General features: G+C 39.1%; 21 protein-coding genes. 8 read left to right on the plus strand and 13 right to left on the minus strand.

Features of this window, described 5'->3' with window-relative positions:
- Window position 1 precedes the first annotated feature (1 nt).
- The gene (gene rbfA, locus ACIQZ2_RS05155) at window positions 2-382 is read right to left on the minus strand and encodes a 30S ribosome-binding factor RbfA (protein ID WP_395767778.1); all 381 of its coding nucleotides are present in this window, start codon (window positions 380-382) and stop codon (window positions 2-4) included.
- A 90-nt stretch (window positions 383-472) separates the two neighbouring features.
- Here rbfA and ACIQZ2_RS05160 point away from each other — a divergent pair, with 90 nt between their 5' ends.
- Window positions 473-1,843, plus strand: a complete 1,371-nt coding sequence (locus tag ACIQZ2_RS05160; protein WP_395767779.1) for a DUF6427 family protein — start codon at window positions 473-475, stop codon at window positions 1,841-1,843.
- Here ACIQZ2_RS05160 and rpiB read toward each other — a convergent pair.
- On the minus strand, window positions 1,840-2,283 hold the full coding sequence (rpiB, locus tag ACIQZ2_RS05165; RefSeq protein WP_395767780.1) for a ribose 5-phosphate isomerase B: 444 nt from the start codon (window positions 2,281-2,283) through the stop codon (window positions 1,840-1,842). The genes ACIQZ2_RS05160 and rpiB overlap by 4 nt on opposite strands.
- A gap of 74 nt (window positions 2,284-2,357) precedes the next feature.
- Between rpiB and ACIQZ2_RS05170 the strand changes: the two genes are divergently transcribed.
- Window positions 2,358-3,077: a TIGR00730 family Rossman fold protein gene (locus ACIQZ2_RS05170; RefSeq protein WP_395767781.1), complete on the plus strand. Its 720-nt coding sequence runs from the start codon at window positions 2,358-2,360 to the stop codon at window positions 3,075-3,077.
- Here ACIQZ2_RS05170 and ACIQZ2_RS05175 read toward each other — a convergent pair.
- A complete protein-coding gene (locus tag ACIQZ2_RS05175) occupies window positions 3,074-4,732 on the minus strand; it encodes a PHP domain-containing protein (protein WP_395767782.1) in 1,659 nt (552 codons plus the stop codon). The genes ACIQZ2_RS05170 and ACIQZ2_RS05175 overlap by 4 nt on opposite strands.
- 2 nt (window positions 4,733-4,734) lie before the next feature.
- Entirely contained in the window at window positions 4,735-5,229 is a 495-nt protein-coding gene (locus ACIQZ2_RS05180; RefSeq protein WP_395767783.1) for a methylated-DNA--[protein]-cysteine S-methyltransferase, read from the minus strand.
- Window positions 5,230-5,390: 161 nt separating this feature from the next.
- Here ACIQZ2_RS05180 and ACIQZ2_RS05185 point away from each other — a divergent pair, with 161 nt between their 5' ends.
- Window positions 5,391-6,821: a circularly permuted type 2 ATP-grasp protein gene (locus tag ACIQZ2_RS05185; RefSeq protein WP_395767784.1), complete on the plus strand. Its 1,431-nt coding sequence runs from the start codon at window positions 5,391-5,393 to the stop codon at window positions 6,819-6,821.
- Between the two features lie 210 nt (window positions 6,822-7,031).
- Here the strand turns inward: ACIQZ2_RS05185 and lysA are convergent, their stop codons facing one another.
- Complete coding sequence (lysA, locus tag ACIQZ2_RS05190) at window positions 7,032-8,267, minus strand: diaminopimelate decarboxylase (protein WP_395767785.1); 1,236 nt, start codon at window positions 8,265-8,267, stop codon at window positions 7,032-7,034.
- A gap of 40 nt (window positions 8,268-8,307) precedes the next feature.
- Here lysA and ACIQZ2_RS05195 point away from each other — a divergent pair, with 40 nt between their 5' ends.
- The 3 genes from ACIQZ2_RS05195 to ACIQZ2_RS05205 are packed head-to-tail and all read left to right on the plus strand — an operon-like array spanning window position 8,308 to window position 10,847.
- Complete coding sequence (locus tag ACIQZ2_RS05195; RefSeq protein ID WP_395767786.1) at window positions 8,308-9,612, plus strand: alkaline phosphatase D family protein; 1,305 nt, start codon at window positions 8,308-8,310, stop codon at window positions 9,610-9,612.
- Between the two features lies 1 nt (window position 9,613).
- On the plus strand, window positions 9,614-10,051 hold the full coding sequence (locus tag ACIQZ2_RS05200) for an OsmC family protein (protein ID WP_395767787.1): 438 nt from the start codon (window positions 9,614-9,616) through the stop codon (window positions 10,049-10,051).
- A 1-nt stretch (window position 10,052) separates the two neighbouring features.
- Window positions 10,053-10,847 carry a thymidylate synthase gene (locus ACIQZ2_RS05205; protein WP_395767788.1) on the plus strand — a complete coding sequence of 265 codons (795 nt, stop codon included), beginning with the start codon at window positions 10,053-10,055 and terminating at the stop codon, window positions 10,845-10,847.
- A gap of 334 nt (window positions 10,848-11,181) precedes the next feature.
- Here the strand turns inward: ACIQZ2_RS05205 and ACIQZ2_RS05210 are convergent, their stop codons facing one another.
- From ACIQZ2_RS05210 to ACIQZ2_RS05240, 7 genes are read right to left on the minus strand one after another with little or no spacing between them, the layout of a single operon-like run.
- Window positions 11,182-12,549 (minus strand): peptidylprolyl isomerase, encoded by a 1,368-nt coding sequence (locus ACIQZ2_RS05210; RefSeq protein ID WP_395767789.1) that lies wholly within the window; start codon window positions 12,547-12,549, stop codon window positions 11,182-11,184.
- A 4-nt stretch (window positions 12,550-12,553) separates the two neighbouring features.
- Complete coding sequence (locus ACIQZ2_RS05215; RefSeq protein WP_395767790.1) at window positions 12,554-14,830, minus strand: peptidylprolyl isomerase; 2,277 nt, start codon at window positions 14,828-14,830, stop codon at window positions 12,554-12,556.
- A 53-nt stretch (window positions 14,831-14,883) separates the two neighbouring features.
- Window positions 14,884-15,579, minus strand: a complete 696-nt coding sequence (locus ACIQZ2_RS05220; RefSeq protein ID WP_395767791.1) for a hypothetical protein — start codon at window positions 15,577-15,579, stop codon at window positions 14,884-14,886.
- Window positions 15,572-16,621: an agmatine/peptidylarginine deiminase gene (locus ACIQZ2_RS05225; RefSeq protein ID WP_395767792.1), complete on the minus strand. Its 1,050-nt coding sequence runs from the start codon at window positions 16,619-16,621 to the stop codon at window positions 15,572-15,574. Before ACIQZ2_RS05225 ends, ACIQZ2_RS05220 begins: the two co-directional genes overlap by 8 nt.
- A 1-nt stretch (window position 16,622) precedes the next feature.
- A complete protein-coding gene (locus ACIQZ2_RS05230; RefSeq protein ID WP_395767793.1) occupies window positions 16,623-17,381 on the minus strand; it encodes a type III pantothenate kinase in 759 nt (252 codons plus the stop codon).
- A gap of 6 nt (window positions 17,382-17,387) precedes the next feature.
- A complete protein-coding gene (gene nadE, locus ACIQZ2_RS05235; RefSeq protein WP_395767794.1) occupies window positions 17,388-19,304 on the minus strand; it encodes an NAD(+) synthase in 1,917 nt (638 codons plus the stop codon).
- Between the two features lie 2 nt (window positions 19,305-19,306).
- On the minus strand, window positions 19,307-19,612 hold the full coding sequence (locus tag ACIQZ2_RS05240; RefSeq protein ID WP_395767795.1) for a hypothetical protein: 306 nt from the start codon (window positions 19,610-19,612) through the stop codon (window positions 19,307-19,309).
- 95 nt (window positions 19,613-19,707) lie between these two features.
- Between ACIQZ2_RS05240 and ACIQZ2_RS05245 the strand changes: the two genes are divergently transcribed.
- Window positions 19,708-20,355, plus strand: coding sequence for a 7-carboxy-7-deazaguanine synthase QueE (locus ACIQZ2_RS05245; protein ID WP_395767796.1), 648 nt, complete (start codon window positions 19,708-19,710; stop codon window positions 20,353-20,355).
- A 4-nt stretch (window positions 20,356-20,359) separates the two neighbouring features.
- The gene (locus ACIQZ2_RS05250) at window positions 20,360-21,559 is read left to right on the plus strand and encodes an OmpA family protein (RefSeq protein WP_395767797.1); all 1,200 of its coding nucleotides are present in this window, start codon (window positions 20,360-20,362) and stop codon (window positions 21,557-21,559) included.
- On the opposite strand, the gene ACIQZ2_RS05255 is transcribed toward ACIQZ2_RS05250, so the two are convergent.
- On the minus strand, window positions 21,556-22,026 hold the full coding sequence (locus ACIQZ2_RS05255; RefSeq protein ID WP_395767798.1) for a septal ring lytic transglycosylase RlpA family protein: 471 nt from the start codon (window positions 22,024-22,026) through the stop codon (window positions 21,556-21,558). The two genes, ACIQZ2_RS05250 and ACIQZ2_RS05255, sit on opposite strands and share 4 nt — an antisense overlap.
- Between the last annotated feature and the right edge of the window lie 58 nt (window positions 22,027-22,084).

Here is a 22,084-nt window from a genome sequence, read left to right on the forward strand (position 1 = left end):
ATTATAATTCTTCTGATGGGATACCGTCCGAGGGAGGAATAACTAACCCTTCGAATAAAGCTTCAATCTTTGCAGCATAAGCAGCTGTATCATCCAAATAAAAGCCTAAATGTGGAATAATTCTTGCCTGTTTACGAATCCGATTTGCTAAGGCATTACGAATAGCTTTATTTTTTTCAGCTAATAAATCCATGATGTTCGTTACATCGTCGGCTAATAAGAAACTGAGGTAGACGCGTGCAACAGATAAATCAGGGCTAACTTTTACATCAGTAACCGTCACCATCGCCCGACCAAACAATTCCTTAAACTCTTTTTGAAAGATTTCACTTAAATCCTTCTGAATTTGTCTCCCAAACTTTTGTTGACGTTTACTTTCCATAATTTCTCCGATGCTTTTCTTCTCAAAAATCTCACAAATTTCACAATAATAATTGGAATCACCGTAATTTAGCGAATTCAAAATTCAATTATGTTTCAATTTCTCCGTTCAAACGCATCTATTCCACTAATATTCATGTTGGTGATATGGGGAATTTCTACATTCTTGTTTATCCAAGCAGATATTGAGCCATTTTATTGGGAATTGAAAAATCAATTAATCGGGCAAAAGCTGAACGAAGGCTTTCGAATGTATCAAGATGTTCGTGATAATGCCGGCCCATTTGCTGCTGGCTTTTTTCAATTATTGGATTTTTTTAGCTTTCCGGTATATATGAATGCCTACTGGGCGAGTGGCTTAATTATTTTCCAAGCATTTATATTCCAGCAAACCATACAGCGGTATGAATTAATGCCCCCATTAGGCAATCTTCCATTTTTCATATACTCCTTGTTTTTCCATTTTTCATTGGAGTTTGCTATTCCATCTGCGGCTTTGTTGGGTGTGACTTTTTTGTTACTGGCATGGCGAGAAGTTGTTAAGCAGCAAAGTACACTAAATGTGGATGACCGCGTTTTTTTAATCGGACTTTTCATTGGTGCTGCAGGGTTATGCTATCCAAGTTATTTCCTATTCATTTTTTGGGGAATTTTAAGTTTGGTCTTTTATTCAGGTATCAACATTCGCCAATTGCTATTGGTTATGGTTGGCTTCTTAATAGTAAACATCATAACGGGGTTGGTGTATACCTACCATGGAAATTTTCCTTACCTTATTCAAGTTTTTCAAAATTCTGCTATAGAATTTCATGCGCCAGTTTGGGAAGAATTACAGGAAATTGCATGGGCCTATATTCCAGCCATGGGGTTTGCCATCGTTGGATTTTGGAAAGTGATTGAGAATCCTAAAATTAAATCTACCGGTCAAAAAGCACAGCAAACCAACTTGATTTGGATTTTTACTGGTATTTTTGCCACGTTTACCCTACCAGCTACGGCAAGTAATAATTTGCTTTTTTTCTTACCTGCACTTGCCTATTTTAGCTTAAATAGCTTTTTCCTATTAAATAAATATTGGATTCGGGAAGTGATGTTGTGGTTACTACTTGGAATGACCTATTTCTCAGTACAATTTGATTGGAAATCACAAATTCATAAACGACTAAAGAAAAGTGAAGTAGCTATTCGCAATGAAAAACTTATGATTCTTGGCCCACAAATTGAGGCCTATCGATACAATACCATGGCAGGCCCCTTTGTTAATTGGGAGATGTCAAAATCGTTGTTTGATGAATTAGACCAATACAAAACCATTGTATTATTGGATCAATATATGACGCAGGATCCGCCAACATATATTTATGACCCAACCGGTAAATTTAAATTAGTTCAATACTATCTACCCTATCTCAAACAGCGGTATACCCCAGCGGAAAATAAACTATACAAGCGCGTAGACTAGCAGCAGGCTATTTTACCTACTCTGCCAGCGTGACGACCTCCTTCAAAAGGAGTATCAATAAATGCTTGTAAACAAATTTTGGCTTCTTCTAATGAGATAAATCGAACAGGCAAGCATAAAACATTAGCATCATTGTGTTGGCGAACTAATTTAGCTACATCCACGTTCCATGCTAATCCAGCACGGATACCTTGATGTTTATTAGCAGTAATCGCAACCCCATTCGCGCTACCACAAAGTAATAAACCAAAACCAGACTCACCATTTTCAACAGACTCGGCAACCGGATGCGCAAAATCAGGGTAATCTACCGAATCTGCAGAAAAAGTACCACAATCCTTCACGGCAAAACCTTGTATTTTTAAATAATCAATTAATTGATTTTTGTAATCAAATCCTGCGTGATCGCCCCCTACGGCGAAAGATTTTGCTAATGTCATAAAAAATGCTGTGTTATTTTTTACAAAGGTACGCTGTTATCAACTACATTTGCCAATGTTCAAACAGATATATTATGACAGATCAATGGAGAGAAGATGAGGACCGAATTAAGAAAGTATTTGGAGATAAGACTTGGTCACAAATAAAATCCGAAGAATCTTGGCGGATTTTTAAAATCATGAGTGAATTTGTGGAGGGAATTGATAAACTATCTAAAATAGGCCCTTGCGTTAGCATTTTTGGTTCTGCAAGAACCAAACCTGACGACAAATATTACCAGATTGCAGAAGAAATTGCAGCAAAGCTTGTACGTCATGGGTATGGGGTTATCACAGGAGGTGGACCTGGCATTATGGAAGCTGGAAATAAAGGAGCAAAAAGTGAACAAGGACGTTCTGTGGGATTAAATATCGAATTGCCATTTGAACAAACACCGAATCCATACATTGATCACGATAAGAATATTAATTTTGATTTCTTCTTTGTACGAAAAGTGATGTTTGTAAAATATTCACAAGGCTTTATCATCATGCCCGGCGGTTTCGGCACTTTGGATGAGATGTTCGAATCTTTAACCCTAATTCAAACCCATAAAATAGGTCGATTCCCCGTTGTTTTGGTAGGATCAGAATATTGGTCAGGTTTGTTTGATTGGATGAAAACAACCATGGTCCAGCATGGTAATATTCATGAAGAAGATTTAGCCTATTTTTCAGTCGTCGATACACCCACAGATGCGGTACGAATTATTGATGAATTCTATTCAAAATACCTTTTAAAACCCAACTTCTAAGTTTTCGAAAAGAAAGCTTTCAGTTCGTTCAGTGGTAGTGCATTAAGGGTCAAAGATTTCAACAATCCCCCCTTTCTGCCTACACGAACGCCATATTCCATATCCTTTAATCCTTCAATTTTGTGGGCATCAGGATTTATGGATACATAAACTCCTTTTTCCATAGCCTCATAAATATGTCGCCAATCCAAGTCCAATCGGTAAGGACTTGCATTTAACTCGATGCTAACACCATTCGCTTTACAAGCATCTAAAATTTTATTTGTATCGATCGGATATCCTGAACGAGTCAGCAACAATCGTCCCGTTGGGTGACCTAAAATATTGGTATACGGATTTTCAATCGCTTTAATCAGTCGGCCCATCGCACGATCTTGATCCATCACTAACTGCGCATGCACAGATGCAACTATGTAATCAAAAGATGCTAAAATTCGGTCATTATAATCCAAACTACCATCGGGTAAAATATCGGCTTCTATCCCTTTTAAGATTTGGAAATCATCCCAGGTTTGATTCAAGGCATCTATTTCGGCATGCTGGCGAATAACATCTTCTTCTTTCAATCCCCCCGCATAAGCAGCATATTGCGAGTGGTCGGCTATACCAAAATAGGTCAAACCAAGGGCACGACAAGCTTCCGCCATTTCCAATAAACTATTCTTGCCGTCCGAGTAAGTTGAATGGTTATGTAAACATCCCGTTAAATCAGCTAATTGAACTAGATCTGCTGGTTGGTGCTTGATCGACCATTCAAATTCTTTGAAACCTTCACGCATTTCAGGCACAATAAATGGAAGATTTTGAGAACGATACACCTCTTCAATTTGGACGATGTTTTTTTGCTGAAAGTAATTAACAAGTGCTAAATGTTCAGGATTAGAACCCAATTGGAATTGCAGCGCTGTCGCCTGACTTTGCTCAGCTAAATGAATTTCAATAGGTATTAAATGACCTTCCAAATGACCTCTCCACGTAAAAGGAGAAGATTGTTGGTAGTCCGTTTGCATACCTTCTACACCTTCGATCAATCCATGTGCACCGAACATATCAGCAGTTTGGGCGATAAAGACTAGACTGGTAATTACTTCACAATTTCGACTTAACTCACCCGCAACATAAAGTTCTGGGAATACAGGTCGTAACAAATCAAGTACATGCATACTTAACTTTTCCGCCTTATCCAACCTCAATTTACGCCGATTCTCTTTAAGAAATAAAATATAAGCTGAGACATTCTCTTGAATCGCTTTTCCAAAACCCTTTAGCTGTTCGAGTTGGTTTGCATGACAAGCGGCAAGCAAATGATCTAATTCGCTAATGCCCAATTCACGCCAGATGACACCTACTTTTTTGGGACCTAATCCTTTGATTTTCAAAATATCCAGAATTCCGGGAGGCGTTTGTTCAATCATAGCTTCCAAATCGGCGCAAGTCCCCGTATGAGCAATATCCTGAACGATTTGAACGACTACCTTCCCCACTCCTGGAATTGCATACAAGGCATCTAAATCAAGATTTGCAATTCTTCCTGGGTATTTATCTAGACCCCGTGCGGCAAAACTGAGGTTTTTACTTTTAAATTCATTGATGCCATGCACATCCCATAATTTGACTAAGAGCTCTAGGGCATCAACAATTTGTTCATTCTCCATACTTAAAATAAATTCATTTGTTGGTTTGTGCCGGAAAAACCTTCATACGTCAACAACCATTCTTTACGCCATAATTCCCCTGCATATCCAACCATTGCACCGGTAGAACCAATCACCCGATGGCATGGAATACGAAGCAATACGGGATTTTGACTATTCGCACTTCCTACTGCTTGCGAAGCTTTGGGTTGACCTATTCGCTGAGCAATTTCTCGGTATGTCCAAGCTTCGCCTGAGGGGATTTCGAGTAAAGTATTCCATACTTTTTCTTGGAATTCAGTTCCTAAATACGGGGCAATGGGACATTTCCATACATAATTCTTTTGCGTAAAATACCCTGTTAAATCGGACAGGATTAACTTTTCAATTTCTGGAATTTCTGTATGGCTTTCACCCAAAATCTCGACAAACCGAAGGCTTGAAAGACCTTGAAGCGTATATTCAACACGAATAGGCCCAATAGGACTTTGAAAAAATAGAAAATTCAGTAAAACCATAAAACAAAAATACAGCCAAAAATGCGGTTAAAATTGTAAAATTTTGGTAATTAACTGAAATTTCCGACTAAGATTTAAAATTAGGGGAAAGTAGATAAACAATTACCACATTTATATGCTAAATTATTTCAATATCAAGCATTTCAAATTAAATTAAGCGTATGAATTTCTCATTTGACCAGTACGAAACCGACGGATTTTATGACGAAATGTTTACCGAAAAAGGTGAAGTTCGTCCAGGCTATACGCATTTTAAAGAACGTGTAGAGCAGTTAAAAAAAGTCGAATTTACCAGGCGCCAACAATCTGCTGAACGGGCATTAATGGCCATGGGAATTACATTCAATGTTTATGCAGAAAATGAAGGGACGGAACGTATCATGCCCGTTGATATTATCCCTCGAATCGTAGAGGCGAAAGAATGGGAAAAAATCGAAAAAGGACTTATTCAGCGAATTACAGCTTTGAATTTATTCCTAAATGATATTTATTCCGATCAAAAAATCATTAAAGACGGGATTATTCCTAGGGAGGTAATCGAGTCATCCAAAGACTTCCTAAGGCCATGTATCGGTATTAAACCGGCTAAAAACATATATATCCATATCACGGGAACTGATTTAATCCGTGGTTCGGATGGCGAGTACATGATTTTAGAAGATAATTTGCGTTGCCCATCGGGTGTATCCTATATGATGGAAAACCGGGAGTTGTTAAAACAAACTTTTCCAGAAGTCGTTGCTAAAACCCAAATAAGATCTGTTTCCGATTATCCGCATAAATTGTTGGAAATGCTTCGCTTTATCAGTGATCGTCCGGAGCCTACCGTCGTCGTTTTAACCCCTGGAATTTACAATTCAGCCTATTTTGAGCATTCTTATTTGGCTCAGCAAATGGGCGTTGAATTAGTGGATGCGCGCGATTTGGTTGTACACGAGGGATATGTCAAAATGCGAACGACAAAAGGATTCAAAATAGTTGATGTGATTTACCGTAGGATAGATGACACCTTTTTAGATCCGACCGTTTTTAACCCGGATTCAATGATTGGTATCCCTGGTATTTTTGAGGTATATAAAAATGGGAAGGTCGCTATTGCGAATGCACCGGGAACTGGGGTCGCGGATGATAAAGTAATTTACGCCTACGTGCCACGTATTATCAAGTACTATTTGAATGAAGATCCAATTATTCAAAATGTAAAAACCTACATTTGTTCGGAAGAGGAGGATCGTAACTATGTGTTGGAAAACATTGAAAAACTGGTAGTTAAAGAAGCGAATGAGGCTGGTGGATATGGGATGTTAATTGGCCCAAAATCTACAAAAGAAGAACAAGAAAAATTTAAAGCATACATTGTAAAGAATCCACGAAATTACATAGCTCAACCGACTATTTCATTATCCCGTGTTCCTTGTTTGATCGGTGACCATGCGGAAGGAAGACATGTAGATTTACGTCCTTATATCCTTTATGGGGATGGAGTAAAAGTCATGCCAGGAGGATTAACGCGGGTGGCGCTCCGTAAAGATTCACTTGTCGTAAATTCCTCACAGGGAGGCGGTTCGAAGGATACGTGGGTATTGTATTAGACGTTAGACGTTAGTCGTTAGACGTTGGACGTTAGACCTTGGACGTTAGACGTTGGACGTTAGACGTTGGACGTTAGACCTTGGACGTTGGACGTTAGACCTTGGACGTTAGACGTTGGACGTTAGACCTTGGACGTTAGACCTTGGACGTTAGACGTTGGACGTTAGACATTGGATTGTAGAGACGCGATACCTCGCGTCTTTACTTGTTTATATTTCTTGATTTCTCAACAAATCCTCCATCGTCTCACGCTTACGAATTATTCGGGCGATGCCTCCATCAACAAGCACCTCAGCTGGCAGAAAACGCGCATTATAATGTGAAGCCATGGTAAATCCATATGCTCCCGCATTTGCCAAAGCTATGATATCGCCCTCTTTAACCTCATTTAACAAACGTTCATTTTGCTTACCATCCAAATCAAACGAGAATGTATCCGTTTCGCAAATATATCCAGTTACGCGATAAGCTTCTTTTTTTGAGGTATCTTGATTGGAGGCATTGAAAATATAGTGATAAGAACCATACATCATCGGACGAATCAAGTGATTTAAACCAGAGTTTATGCCAACAAACGTTTTTACAGGATCGCGCTTTACGACATTTGTTTCAGCCAAAAAAGTACCTGACTCACTTACCAAAAACTTACCTGGCTCTACCCAAAGTCGCAATTCTCGACCGTATTTTTGGCAGAAGTTACGAAAGGCATTACTCATAATTTGACCAACATCCTTCATATCCACTCCCGGATCTTCTGGTGAATATGGCACCTTAAATCCACCACCTAAGTCTATAATTTGTAAATCTTTGAAGTCATAGGCAAAATCAAAAAGAGCAGAAGCCGCTTGTTCAAAGGTTTTTCCATCTTTTATATCGGAACCCGTATGTTGATGCAATCCGATTACCTGCATATTATATCGCTCAACAATTGCTAATATCTCCGCTTTTTGATGAATTGAAATACCAAATTTTGATTCAGGATGCGCCGTCATAATCTTCTCATTACCACCCCCAAAAACATGTGGCTTTATTCGAATCAAACAAGGCTGAGACGAACCATACCTTGAACCAAACTGCTCTAAGACTGACAAATTATCAAGGTTAACTATTGTTCCTTTTGAAACGGCATATTCTATTTCCGAAAAATGAACTCCAGAAGGTGTAAACGTAATATTTGAACCCTTGTAGCCGGCAATTAAACCCATTTCTAATTCCTGCGGAGAGACTACATCCATATCGACTCCATTTGCCCGCATGAGTCGCAATATGGATAGATTTGTATTGGCCTTTACAGCATATTTAATGGTCAAATCAATTCCCTCAAATGCAGCTCTTAAAACCGAGATTTTTTCCCTAATTTTGTTAGCATCGTATACGTACAAAGGTGTACCAAATTCTTTAGCCAAATCTGTTAAAGGAATGTTCTGAATTGAATAATATGCCATAGGAAAAATTATAAGCCACAAAGATACTAATCTAACGAACATGAAAAGCATAATTATTGCCTTTATACTGCTAGCACCACTTTGGGTCAAAGCACAAATCAAAAGCGGACCGATGTTGGGCTATTCCGACATGAAGGAGGTATTGATTTGGGTGCAAACCGAAAAACCAGCTGACGTAAGCATCCAATACTGGGAAAAAGGTGACAAAATAATTCACAAAACAGATCCTGTTCATACCGCCAAAGCACATGCTTACATCGCTCGAATCATTGCAGATGAGGTGACCATGGGTAAAAAGTATGAATACGAAGTCGTCGTGAATGGTAAAAAAATAGCTTTTGATTATCCTTTGGAATTCCAAACTCAGGAACTTTGGCAATATCGCAAAGACCCTCCTGCATTTTCTTTTATTTTCGGAACATGTAATTATGTTAATGATGAAACATCGGACCGACCAGGTAGACCTTACGGAGGGGCAGATGAGGCTTATGCAGCGATGTATTCGAAAAAACCCGATTTTATGTTGTGGGGAGGTGATAATTTTTACTACCGTGAGCCCGATTACACAAGAACAGGTATGATTTACCGCAATGACCATGCGCGTAGTGTAAAATCGATACAACCTCTTTTAGCGAACGTTCATCACTATGCAATTTGGGATGATCATGATTATGGCCCGAATGATGCCGATCGTTCCTTTCCATTAAAACATACCTCTTTGGAAATGTTTAAAATGTATTGGGGAAATCCCAACTATGTTTTTCCAAACGAAGGGATTACTGGGAAATTTCAATGGGCTGATGTGGAATTCTTTTTAATGGATGACCGTTGGAATAAAGCGCCCAACGAATTAAATGACCCCAATAAGGACTACTGGGGACAAAAACAAATGACTTGGTTATTGGACGCGTTAATATCATCCAAAGCTAGTTTCAAAATCATCGTTAATGGTGGCCAAGTAATTAGTCCTGCTAAAATATTCGAAAATATGGCCAATTATGAGGGGGAGCGAAATTACTTATTGAAAGAAATAAAGAATCGTAAGATTCCTGGCGTACTATTTTTAAGTGGTGATCGACACATTACCAACTTAAATAAATTAGAACGAGAAGGTACCTACCCATTATATGATTTGACAGTTTCTCCGATGACAGCAGGTAAAGCGGATGCCGTGAAACAAGATTATAATGCAACCTTGGTAGAAGGCACACTGGTACAGGAAAGAGCTTTTTCGAAAATTGAAGTAGCTGGACCTTTAAAAGACCGTACCATAACAATCACTATTTTTAACGTGAAAGGCGAAGCCTTATGGACCAAAGAAATTAAATCGTCTCAATTAAAATAAAATGGAAGTTATATTACATCGAAAAGATCAAGATTTTCACTTTGAAGCTTTAGGCTCCTCTCCCATTCCCGTGCAAATTGATGCGGCAGAAGGAATAGGAGGGCATAATGCAGGTGCACGGCCCATGGAACTTTTACTAATGGGTTTGGGAGGATGTACGGCAATTGACGTGATTTTAATTCTTAAAAAACAAAGACAACTAATCGAGGACTTTCAAATTCGAGTTCAAGGTGATCGCGAGAAGATTGAAGGTACTGAAAAAACTCCTTTCCGGAACATCAATATACAATTTGAACTAAAGGGTCAAATAGATGGTAGTAAGGCGCTTAAAGCCATCCAACTTTCGATGGACAAATACTGTTCAGCAACAGCTCAATTAGAGCCCTCTTCAAACATTACACATTCATTACTATTAAACGGGGAAACCTTCAAAGCCTAACATGCAAGCATATTTAGATTTACTCACGCATATTAAAGATAACGGCACATTCAAATCAGATCGTACAGGAACGGGAACAACAAGTGTTTTTGGCTACCAAATGCGCTTCAATTTAGAAGAAGGTTTTCCTTTGGTTACCACCAAGAAAGTACACGTAAAATCGATCATTCATGAGCTTTTGTGGTTCTTAAAAGGAGAAACCAACATTGGGTACTTAACTGAAAATAGCGTTCGCATTTGGGATGAGTGGGCAGATGAGAATGGTGACCTAGGCCCTGTATACGGTAAACAATGGCGTAGTTGGGAAGGCCCCAACGGTGTAGTGATCGACCAAATTAAGGATGCTGTTCACACCTTGAAAACAAACCCAGATTCACGTAGAATTATTGTGAGTGCATGGAATGTTGCCGACTTACCTAAAATGGCCTTGATGCCATGCCACGCATTTTTTCAATTTTATGTAGCAAATGGAAAGCTATCTTGTCAGTTATACCAGCGCTCAGCAGATGTATTCTTAGGTGTTCCATTCAATATTGCTTCTTATGCCCTATTAACGATGATGATTGCTCAGGTCTGTGAATTAGGAGTAGGTGATTTTGTATGGACCGGGGGAGACACCCATTTATACAGCAACCATATGGAACAAGTTGATTTACAATTGACTAGAACGCCCAGAGCCTTACCTATCATGAAAATCAATCCTGAGGTTAAAGATATATTCGAGTTTAAGTATGAAGACTTTACTTTGGAAGGATATGATCCTTACCCAGGAATTAAGGCGCCAGTGGCAGTTTAGACATTGGATGTTAGACATTGGACATTAGACGTTAGACGTTGGACGTTGGGCATTAGACGTTGGACGTTAGACGTTGGACATTAGACGTTGGACTTTGGACATTAGACGTTGGACATTAGACGTTGGACATTAGACGTTGGACATTAGACGTTGGACATTAGACGTTGGACTTTAGACATTAGAGACGCGATACATCGCGTCTTTTTTCATTCAACGGTATAATGAATTAAGCTGTTTTCTGAATATGAAAATCAAAAAAAAGACGCGAAGTATCGCGTCTCTACAGAAATATTCAACTAACAAAAGAGTCCAACGTCCAACGTCTAACGTCCAATCAATTATCTATCACGCTCCCACTCAGTACATTACACCCCTTATATTCATCGTCTATAAATATAAAAACGTCTTCCTTCGCTTTCATAAACCATGATTCAATCGCATCATTCTTCTTTCGCGTTAATGCAATGTTGGCAATCTTTTGGTAATCATCCTTCAAATTGGCAAAATGCGGAGGATGTTTCGCCTTGAAATATAAAATACGAACTGCTGAACGACCATCTTCAGTACGGTATGGAATTGGCCTAGAAATGGTGCCAACACTCATCGAATCCAATGAGAAATACAAACCAGGTTCCATGGTTCCATCAAATGGCATGCGCGTAGAACGTGAATCCATATCCAACAATAATCCACCGGCATCCTGTGTCATTTTATCTTCAGAATACTCGCGGGCAGCCTTATCAAACGACAAAGAATCTCGTTGGACAATAATCCGTAAGCTATCCAAAAAATTAGTTGGCTCTGTCAAATCCAATTTTTGATAATCAGGTCGAATTAAAATATGGCGTGCATGATATTCCTGACCACGAATAGCCAATAATTGAATTAAGTGGTATCCAAACTCTGATTCAACTACATCAGACATTTGATTGGGCTTTAACTTCAAAGCAGCCGCCTCAAAAGGGGCAACCATCTGTCCACGTTTCGAAAATCCCAAATCTCCTCCGCGCTTTCCACTTCCCAAATCCTCTGAATACAATTTTGCTAATTCTTCAAACGACTCGCCTTTTTCAATCCTGCGGCGATAATCCAACAAACGACTTACCAACTCCGATTTTTGTGTTTTATTAGGCTTTGCTAATCGAACGATATGACCTACCTCGACCTCAGAAGGTAAATAAGGTAAGGAGTCCGTTGGTATACGAGAAAAAAACGCTTTAACCTCTTTCGGGGTAATTTTCACATCACTGGTGATTTTCTCTTGCATTTTTCGGCCTGTCAATTGTTCCTTCAAAGACAAGCGCAAATCCTCCTTCAAATTAACGATCGACTTACCGTAAGCTTCCACAATATTCTTGGCAGAACCATATTGCGCCTCCATTTGATCCATGCGCGAACTCAATTCTAAATCAATTCGCTTTTCATCTACGATAACAGAATCTATTTCAGCTTTGGCCAGCATTAATTTATTAACCACCAAACCTTCTAATATCTGACATCGATTTGGGGTATTGGCTTGTCCGCTTGTTAAATATTGACTGTATTGTTGCTCCACCTCAGATTTAAGAATAAAATTATTATCTACTTTGGCAATAATTTTATCAATCAAAATAGGTTTATCTGCCTCTTGTGCACGAGCATTCAAACCAACCAAAAACACCCCGATTCCCAACAAATACCCTTTCAATTTCATATATTTCATTTTTCTATTGCATAATACGATTCAACTCCTCCATTGGTAAGACTACCGGAAAACGCTGTTTCAAATTAGATAACCAATCTTTTTCCAATTGCACCTGTAAATCACGAATAACCGAACTACGTGACTCATCAAATCGCTTTAAACGCTCAGGCTCCAATTGACTGATTTCTATATAAACTTGACGGCCATTTACCTCTTTCGTTTGCTTCCCTACCTCCCAAGCGATTCCATCTAATAAGGCATTTTGACCTTTGACATAATATCCTTCCTCGGCGATTAAACTTTTCGGTTTAATCGCATTAAAGCGCTTGATTACATCTTCCATAGATTGTGAATAAAACTTAATGGCTACACGCGCGTTCTTAGACTTATCAGAGGTAGAAACAGGTTTCAGGGTACCTTCCACTTTTTCATTGATGCGGGTAGAGCTAATGCCTTTTTTCACCAAATAATTTACTAGCTTATTTACACGAGAATCAGACATTGAATCTGCCTCACTGGCATCATGATAACCAGCAAGTTCAATAATATAGTCCCGGTTTTTGGCCATCAACATGAACAACTCCTGTGAAATCTTAACCGCCGCATCATTCAATTCTGATTTACCTAGTGCAAAAGACACATCAGGCAATCTTTTATTCATCGGATAGGGAGCTTTCGACAATAGTTCTGAGGCCTCAGATAAGGTCTTAGGCGTATCAGCATCAATAATTTTAGCTTTTACGCGCAATGGCATTGTAAATTGAGCTTGATGTGATTTATAATATGCTTGTTGACTCAAACTATCCAAGGACTTTTCAAAAATCTCTTGATCTACAATCTTACTATATAAATTACCTTCAAAAAATTCTTGCATTTGATCCCTAAATGCAGGGTATTTATTCTCCAAATTCTTCTCTTCCTGCTCGAGTGAATGCAAATCAGCAAACTGCTCAAGCCATGAACTCATAGAAATAGATGGTAAATATCCCAAAGACTTTAATTTCTTCTTTTGTTGGTCAATAACAAACTGATAGAACTCCTGAATCGTCCATGTCTTCTCTAAGACCTTTAATAATGGCATTTTTAAATAAAATTCATCGCCTGTACGATCGAGTGAAAATCTTTCTATGGCGATTTTCTCAGCCGCTGAATCAATAGACACCTTATTCTCTTCCTTCACTCGTCTCATAAATGAATTACGAATAATAGCACTACGCTCTGGATCTGTTACTACTTTTTGACGTAAAAACTCAGCCATTTCATCGTAACTCAGTAATGGTTTTTTATCTAATAGTTTGAAAATTTGCCAACCTAAATTGGTCCGAATAGGTTCCGTATAATCCCCCAATCGTTGAATAGAAAAAAGTTTATTTTGTAATTCTTCAGATAGATCAGACGAAAAATACCAACGACGTAATTCACCTCCTCGGGCTTTAGAATAAGGATCTTCAGAATAATTTTTACAAATCAAATCAAAAGATTCCTCCCCCTTCTCTAAATATTTTTGAACTTGATCAATCCGGTTTTTTGCATCAACCTGTAAATTCGCAGGTGCATTCACAGGTACAGAGACCAATATATGAGCCAGGCGAATTTTACCTTGATTAGGACGAACATCCAAAATTTTAATTAGATGATAGCCCGTTGATGTACGTACAATTCCTGAAATTTGGCCTTTATCAATACCATAAAAAGCATTTTCAAAAGAATATTGTGACTGTAAGCTTGTATAGTAACCAATATTTCCACCTTTGGGGGCCGAAATTTCATCTTCAGAATATTTCTTTGCCAAATCTTCAAATGGCTCTCCTGCTAAAATCTTCTTACGAATATTATCAATTTTTTGATAAGCAATAAGCGTATCTCCTACTGTGGGCGTGACCGGTAATTTTACCAAGATATGCGCTAGTTGCTTTTCGATTTTCTGCCGTTCATAAGCTTGCTTGACTAAAGCTTCAGATTTCTCGGCATCAACCAAGTAGGGACTGGCTAATTCCTTGCGAAAACTTTGATATTCTTCAATAAAAGCTGGTGATTCCGGAATTTTAGCATCTTCTGCAGCTAAAATTTTTAATTGATAATCAATGTAATCTGATAAGAATTTCTGTTTGTTGCCAGACTTAATACTATCACTTTCCAGCAATCGACGATAATCCTTTTCAAAAACAGTTAAGGGTATTTTCTTGTTTCCCAATTGTATAGGCGCTGCCTGTTGCCCCCACATGGTAAAGGAAATCAAACATAAAAACCAAAGCGTACACTTAAATGGAATCATGCCTATACATTTTCTAATTCTCATACACATAAGTCGACAAAATTACACAAAAACCTGCAATTTACCGGCCAAATTATTTATTCATTTACATGAATCTCATAGGAATAGGAATACTGGAAAGCATTCAAACCTTGCTTCCCTCCTTTCCAATTTCCGCGTTTAAATCGGGTAACTTGTCCTTTGGGTAAAACTGACCAATCCCACTGCAATTCTGAAACGCCTAATAAATCCCGGCCATCTTGTTTAGCCCAATAAGCTAAACCTACGCTCCCAATTCGAGTTCCCCACATAAACCAAGAAACAGGATTTGTTAAAGCACTCCAATCAAGAATCATCAAGGGAACTTGAAGCATTCCGCCCCAACGATTTACTTGATGCAATAAATGTTGGTCTTTCGTATAGTCATCTAATTCCCAAAGAGAAACCTGAATGCCTACCTGCTCGCCGGGATTCAACGAAATTTTCAAAGGAGGAATCGAATCCAAATTAATTTTTGCCCCTTGTTTAATGCCACCCAAAAAACGTGATGCCGTCTCAAGTCGAATAATTTTGCCAGATTGAATAGCGACCACATTATATTCAATCCAAAGTTCATCCTGAAAACTTATATTTTCTTGTATGTCCGTAGCCTTAATTGCTTTTAACTGCACGGATATATCCCTGGGTTTTTCAGTTTTTACTAACGCATTTTTTTGAACATCCACTTGGGGCACCACTGTTCGCCGACAAGCTAACATGGACACGAGGATAAAAAAATAAGTGAGTTTATACATTTCTAGCGGCTGGTTCTTGTTGGGTTAAACAGTGAAAACTTCCCTGTCCCCAAATAATTTTCTTTGCAGAAAGTCCTATAACGGGCCTATCTGGAAAAAATTGCGCTAGCGTTTTCAATGCATATGCATCTTGTAGACAATCAAAAATAGGTACCAGAACACCCGCATTGCAAATGTAAAAATTGGCATAAGAACCCGGCGCTCGGAAATCATCAATTACAACGGCAGCAGGCATAGGAATCTCAATTATGTTCAATGCATTTCCATTAAGTAAACGCATTGCTCTTAATTCGTCTAAATTCCGAGCCAAAACGGCATGATTATCATCATTTTGATCAGGCTCTATCATCGCGATAACGGTATCCTCATTTACAAATCGAACGGTATCGTCAATATGGCCATCCGTATCATCCCCCACAATCCCATCTGAAACCCACAAAACCTGCTCTACACCATAAAAATCACATAAATATTGTTCGATTTCCTTCTGAGATAAATGAGGATTCCGATTCGGATTTAATAAACAAGAGCGACTTGTTAATACGGTTCCTGCCCCATTGAAGTCCACGGACCCCCCTTCCATTATAATCCCTGGTGTCATTTTGGGTAAACCCAGTATTTCCGCAAGGCGAGATGGAGATTCATTATCCGAATCAAATGGCGGATATTTCCCTCCCCAAGCATTATATCCCCAATCCACAATCATCCGATCCTTACTTTTCGCATTCACCAAAATAGCTGGTCCATGATCACGACACCAAGCATCATTCGTAGGTTGAATATGTAGACGTATTTGATTGGCATCTATTTCATAAATTGGTAATTGAGTTCTTATAAATTCGGCTAATGAATCATTATGTACTTGAATATTCACAAGCTCGCCCGTTGAGATAGCTTTAATTAAAGCAAAATATTCAGGGTACATGTCGGCCAACTTATCTCCTTGCCATGAGTGATCATTGTGGGGAAAAGTAATCCAAGTGGATTCATGTTTTTCCCATTCAGCTGGGAAATAAAAACCAAGATCTTTCGGGGTATTCATTCTATAATTGAGCAATTATCCGTAAGCCTTCCAGCGTTATCAATTTATTTACCTCGTCAAAATATTGCTCCAATGGCGTTAAAATTGACGACAAGCCACCCGTTGCGATAACTTTAACCTGCGCGTTCCGTTCTGCATTAACACGGGCGATCATTTCCTTAACCATTCCCACATAACCCCATAATATCCCAGATTGAATGGCTGAAACGGTATCAAATCCCAAAGCGGATTCGGGCATTTCAAGAGGTACTTCGGGTAATTGGGCGGTCTGCGAAAACAAAGATTTAACCGCTGTTTTTAAGCCCGGAGCAATAGAAACACCTTGCATTTTTCCACTTTGGTCTACCAAAGTAAACGTTAATGCAGTACCAAAATCAACAATTAACACATCGGAGGAATAATGGTGATGAGCATATACTGAATTAGCGACCAAATCAGCCCCAATCTCATCAGGACTAAGTACTTGTATAGGCAATGACTTGTATAAATCAGGGCCCATGATTTTTACTGGAAAGCCAACCCAATGTTCCAAACCTTTTTGAATTTGAATCAAAACAGGCGGGACCACAGAGCTAATTAATACCGATTCAACCACAATGTTTTCAAAACCTTTTTCTGTTAATTCCTTTTGAATCCAATGTTCTAATCGAATCGCTGTCCAAGGCTGATGCGTGGGAGTGCGTAAATGTACTTGCCACCCCTCTGAGGTATAAAAACCACAGACGATATCTGTGTTACCGATGTCTACAACTAAATGCATATACGTTTATTGTGGTAAATCTTTTTCTAATCCAGCAGATAAAATCGGGAATCGTAACCACGATTTGGGGTCTAAACTGTAATCATCAACATGGAATCCTGGTGCATAACGTTCCCGCTTCCATTGATTCCGTGCCCATAAACTGAAAAACCGATGAATAAATCCATTTAGCTGCTTTTCAGAAAACAAAGATCCATACCCATTTTTCAAGGATTCAAAACAAGCCGCAGGACTTTGATGCTCATAAAATGACCAGCGCTCCAAGGAATTTAAAATTGAATAAGGCATCAAATCTTCTTCGTCTACTTGTTTAGTATCTAAAGGACGCAACTCTGCACTAGGCTCCAAGCGGTTAACATAAGAAAGTCCAGAAATTCGCCAAGAACCATCTAAGCCTATTTTCTCCATCCATTTCAACCAAGAACGTAAATAGGTTTTATCGATTCCGGCAATAGGCGATATCGAACCCGAAGTATCTCCATCCATCGTTGCATAACCTACGCTGGCCTCAGAACGATTACTGGTAGCTAACAATAAGGCATTTTTAATGTTGGCAAGCATCCAAGCACTCGGAGCACGAACACGCGCTTGAACATTCTGCAAGGTAATATCGTCTTCCGCCCAAGTTAAGGGTCGCTGAATCGTTTTTTCTATTAATGCTTGATAACCTTGAACCAAGGAATCAATCTCAATTTCATGGTGCGCACTTCCGATACAACCCGCTAATTCAGCAGCAGATTTTCTCGTTTCCTCCGAAGAATTAACCGTGCCTTGATAAAGCGTAGTGATCAATTTTCCAATAAATTCCTTTTCATTCAAACACGAAGAGATCCATGGAATATAGGCCAAACGACTTTGAATGCCTGACCAACCTAATTCTAAAGCCGCTAAATGAACGGCTGTAGCGCATAATGATGCAATGGCTGACGAATCAGCTCCACCAGATAATGAAATAACAAATCCATTGGAATGAGATTTACGTAAATAATCCCATAAACCCAAAGCTATGGAACGAGCAAATTCTTCATCCTTACTATACTTATCCGCTTCCCAAGAAGGCACTTCTGAAGAAATATTTTGCGATTTTGGGCAGATAAATGGCCCCATATGAATTAAATCATCAGCAGGATTGGTAAACTCACGTACATCAAACGTATGCGCAATGACCTGAGAATCCTGAAATGAAAAACGCGAAGTTTGTGCTAAAGTTTGACCATTTTGAACCAAGTAAGCATCTCCATCAAATATCGTCCGTCCAGATTCATTGCCAAGTAAGTTGGCAAAAACATAGCCACCCTGAATAATTTTTGCCCCTTCTAAAGCTAATTTTTTACGAACCTTCGACTTAGCAAAGGAAAAATGTGAGGCCGTAGGGTTACAAATAAATGAAACCCCTCTTTTTGCTAAGGCATGTGCAGGTCGATTATCCCCTTCCCAGGCGTCTTGACAAATTTCAATTCCAAAACTTATTTCACCTATTCCCAAGCGATAGTCCCCAAAAGGAATTCCATCGACAGATGTTCTTTTACCTGCTGGCCATGCGGTAAACCAGCGTGCCTCATAATGCAAGCCCTCATTGGCTAAATATTGTTTAGGAATGTATGCCTGTACTTTCCCCTTATACAGTACGCCAATAACATTGTATAGATTTGATTCAAAACGGTAGGGTAAACCGACCAACAATACGATATCTGCGGAATAAACAAGTAATTTTTCTAGGTATTCCTGAGCCTTTTGTTGGGTAAATGGTGAAAAGAATTGATCTTCACAACCATAGCCAGTCAAACACATTTCAGGCAAACATAGGAGATTAGCCCCAGCACCCTGCGCCACTTGAATGGCAGCCTTTATCCGCTGGTAATTACCTTCCCAATCTAATGGGGTTTGATTTAAAACCCCGGCGGCCAGATGAATTTTTGGCATATTTATCGAGGCTTTTGAGCTGAAACTTTTGGTGTCGGTTTAAAAATTCGATTCCAAATTCGTTTAGGTTTCGACGTTTTATTGGCCAACTCGGCATATGAAACAGAACGAACATGTTTATAACGTGGTGTCCACATCCAAGAAAATGCTTCATGTGGTCGAAAATATTTTTCACCATGCCGATGCTCCACACGGACACGACATGTTTCACGCGGACAACGTGCCGACCAGCATCCACTTAATCCAAGGGCAATAAATCCCCCCAAGAAAAGCGAAATAAAGGTTCGAGAAAAAGATCTTTGTATCATGAAACAAAAAAAAGAATTCACTCAATGAGTAAGAACGAATCCTAATTAGTTAAATTACAATTCAACCCGTATTTTTACGCTGAATTTAGGCGAACATGCAATTAAAGACCAAAGATATAAAATCAGTTTTAAAAAGAGGCGATTTTGAATATCCCGTCATGGAATCTTTTTACACGATTCAAGGCGAAGGGAAGTATCAGGGACATGCAGCTTATTTTATTCGTTTAGGTGGTTGTGACGTGGGTTGTCACTGGTGTGATGTCAAAGAATCGTGGCCAGTGGATACGCATCCTGTGAAATCAGTAGATACTTTATTAGCTGAAGCATTAACCTATCCAGGAAGAATCGTCGTCATTACGGGCGGAGAACCACTTATGCATGATTTACATGCCTTAACAGAATCCTTTCAAGAAGCCGGTTTCCGGACACACATTGAAACTTCAGGGGTATGTGAAGAATTTACCGGTTCTTGGGATTGGATTTGTTTTTCACCCAAAAAATTCAAAGAACCTAATACCCGTATTTTACCCCACGTTGATGAGTTAAAAGTTGTCATTTACCACGCTTCTGATGTAGAATGGGCTAATGATTGGGTCGATAAAATCAACCCAAACGCATATCGCTACCTACAACCTGAATGGTCGAAACAAGCTAGCATGAATCCATTAATTGTCGATTTCGTGAAAGCTAATCCATCTTGGCAGATCTCAGTTCAAACACACAAGTTTTTACAAATACCATAGCGATATGATAGCCTGGCTCATCCCTTTCGTGACTTTATTTGAGCCTATCGATTCAATTACTGTACAATCCATCGACCCTGGTATCAACGAATTCCGTACGCAGTATTTTCCCCAGTTTCTCCCAAATCAACAAAAGTTGTATTTCACTGTTCGAAAAGAACTGAATTCAGATGAAGAAATATACATGGCTAATTGGTCAGATGGAAAATTTGAATCCCCTATCCCCATTACAGAATTAAATCAAGAAAATAACGAAGGCACTCCCACCTTTTCAAAGGATGGATTGCATATGATTTTTTCTGGTTGTGAATATCCAAATTCATTTGGCGGATGTGATTTATACGAAACACATTGGATTGAGGGTTCTTGGACTAAGCCAAAAAACTTAGGTTTCCGAGTAAATAGTCATGATTGGGAAGGTCAACCGCACCTAACTTCGGACGGGAAACATCTATTTTTTGCCTCTGATAGACCAGGTGGATTAGGAAAACGTGACTTATGGATATCCAGTAAAGATGAATTTAACCAATGGGGCTTTCCTGTAAATTTAGGCTCAGAAATTAATAGCCCAGAAGATGAGCAAGGCCCCTTTTTATTACAAAATAAGCAACGATTCGTGTTTTCAAGTAATAAAAAAGGTGGCATGGGAGGATTAGACTTTTATCAGATTCCCTATCCATGGAAAGGGAAAACGTCGAAAGCAATTGGCTCAATAAACTCAGACTATCATGATGCAGGTATAAGCCCCAGTGAAAAAGAAGAATATTATTACATTTCTAGAAAATTAGGTAAGCCCAATCAGGACTTGGGGATTGTACGTGTATTTATCCCTGACTCGACCTTTGAAGACCCAAAGCCTATTGTTCTGTTTGAAAAGTTAAACTTTGATGATATTGAATTTGAAACCAATGCGTGGCAATTGGAACAAATTCCTTTGAGCTTAAAGCAATTAGGAGAATACCTCGCACAACACCCTAAAATGACTGTTGAAATTCAAGGGCATACCGATGAAGTGGGAACTATTGAAAATAATTTTATCCTATCTGAAAAACGCGCGCTCAGCATTAAATTGGCGTTGATGCGAATGAATGTGGATGCCCAACGAATAAAAACTGTGGGTTTTGGCAATACAATGCCCAAAATCAAAAACCCTACGCCGGCAGAAAGAAAACAAAATCGACGCATCGAAATTTATTTACATTAACGTTTCTTACGCTTTTTCTTTTGGGGAGACTTGGCTCCATAAGGTGTTGGATGTTCTACTTTGGCCAAAGAATCCCGCTTGAAAAAGGCAATTTTAACTGAATCAGTCAATTCATCATTAGTCAAAGGACGTACGATTACGCTAGAAACACCCATGGGAACTAAGCCTAATGCTTCAGCAGCAACAAGGGATAAATCGATGAGTCCACCCCGTATAAATGGCCCTCTGTCATTAATGCGTACAAGCGTTTTCTTACCTGTTTTAGGCAACTCAACTTCAACCCAGGTACCAAACGGAAGGGTACGATGTGCCGCTGAAAAAACATAAGGATGATATGGCTCGCCTGAAGTTGTTTTCCTTCCCCAAAAACGCATATGGTAATACGTTGCCTTACCCGTTTGTGTTTGTGCCTTCAGAATTGTACTTCCGAAGAAAAGAAAAAAAGATCCGTATAGTATAAGCTTCATCGATGGCAAAAGTAACCTCAATTACCTTTAAAACAAAAAGGCCCTCATTTAGAGGGCC

Source organism: Aquirufa sp. (assembly GCF_044342065.1).
Classification (GTDB): Bacteria; Bacteroidota; Bacteroidia; order Cytophagales; family Spirosomataceae; genus Aquirufa.

Excerpts from the sequence above, each read along its gene's own strand:
- rbfA (WP_395767778.1), bottom strand. The coding sequence starts at position 382 with ATGGAAAGTAAACGTCAACAAAAGTTTGGGAGACAAATTCAGAAGGAT.
- ACIQZ2_RS05160 (WP_395767779.1), top strand. The coding sequence starts at position 473 with ATGTTTCAATTTCTCCGTTCAAACGCATCTATTCCACTAATATTCATG.
- rpiB (WP_395767780.1), bottom strand. The coding sequence starts at position 2,283 with ATGACATTAGCAAAATCTTTCGCCGTAGGGGGCGATCACGCAGGATTT.
- ACIQZ2_RS05170 (WP_395767781.1), top strand. The coding sequence starts at position 2,358 with ATGACAGATCAATGGAGAGAAGATGAGGACCGAATTAAGAAAGTATTT.
- ACIQZ2_RS05175 (WP_395767782.1), bottom strand. The coding sequence starts at position 4,732 with ATGGAGAATGAACAAATTGTTGATGCCCTAGAGCTCTTAGTCAAATTA.
- ACIQZ2_RS05180 (WP_395767783.1), bottom strand. The coding sequence starts at position 5,229 with ATGGTTTTACTGAATTTTCTATTTTTTCAAAGTCCTATTGGGCCTATT.
- ACIQZ2_RS05185 (WP_395767784.1), top strand. The coding sequence starts at position 5,391 with ATGAATTTCTCATTTGACCAGTACGAAACCGACGGATTTTATGACGAA.
- lysA (WP_395767785.1), bottom strand. The coding sequence starts at position 8,267 with ATGGCATATTATTCAATTCAGAACATTCCTTTAACAGATTTGGCTAAA.
- ACIQZ2_RS05195 (WP_395767786.1), top strand. The coding sequence starts at position 8,308 with ATGAAAAGCATAATTATTGCCTTTATACTGCTAGCACCACTTTGGGTC.
- ACIQZ2_RS05200 (WP_395767787.1), top strand. The coding sequence starts at position 9,614 with ATGGAAGTTATATTACATCGAAAAGATCAAGATTTTCACTTTGAAGCT.
- ACIQZ2_RS05205 (WP_395767788.1), top strand. The coding sequence starts at position 10,053 with ATGCAAGCATATTTAGATTTACTCACGCATATTAAAGATAACGGCACA.
- ACIQZ2_RS05210 (WP_395767789.1), bottom strand. The coding sequence starts at position 12,549 with ATGAAATATATGAAATTGAAAGGGTATTTGTTGGGAATCGGGGTGTTT.
- ACIQZ2_RS05215 (WP_395767790.1), bottom strand. The coding sequence starts at position 14,830 with ATGAGAATTAGAAAATGTATAGGCATGATTCCATTTAAGTGTACGCTT.
- ACIQZ2_RS05220 (WP_395767791.1), bottom strand. The coding sequence starts at position 15,579 with ATGTATAAACTCACTTATTTTTTTATCCTCGTGTCCATGTTAGCTTGT.
- ACIQZ2_RS05225 (WP_395767792.1), bottom strand. The coding sequence starts at position 16,621 with ATGAATACCCCGAAAGATCTTGGTTTTTATTTCCCAGCTGAATGGGAA.
- ACIQZ2_RS05230 (WP_395767793.1), bottom strand. The coding sequence starts at position 17,381 with ATGCATTTAGTTGTAGACATCGGTAACACAGATATCGTCTGTGGTTTT.
- nadE (WP_395767794.1), bottom strand. The coding sequence starts at position 19,304 with ATGCCAAAAATTCATCTGGCCGCCGGGGTTTTAAATCAAACCCCATTA.
- ACIQZ2_RS05240 (WP_395767795.1), bottom strand. The coding sequence starts at position 19,612 with ATGATACAAAGATCTTTTTCTCGAACCTTTATTTCGCTTTTCTTGGGG.
- ACIQZ2_RS05245 (WP_395767796.1), top strand. The coding sequence starts at position 19,708 with ATGCAATTAAAGACCAAAGATATAAAATCAGTTTTAAAAAGAGGCGAT.
- ACIQZ2_RS05250 (WP_395767797.1), top strand. The coding sequence starts at position 20,360 with ATGATAGCCTGGCTCATCCCTTTCGTGACTTTATTTGAGCCTATCGAT.
- ACIQZ2_RS05255 (WP_395767798.1), bottom strand. The coding sequence starts at position 22,026 with ATGAAGCTTATACTATACGGATCTTTTTTTCTTTTCTTCGGAAGTACA.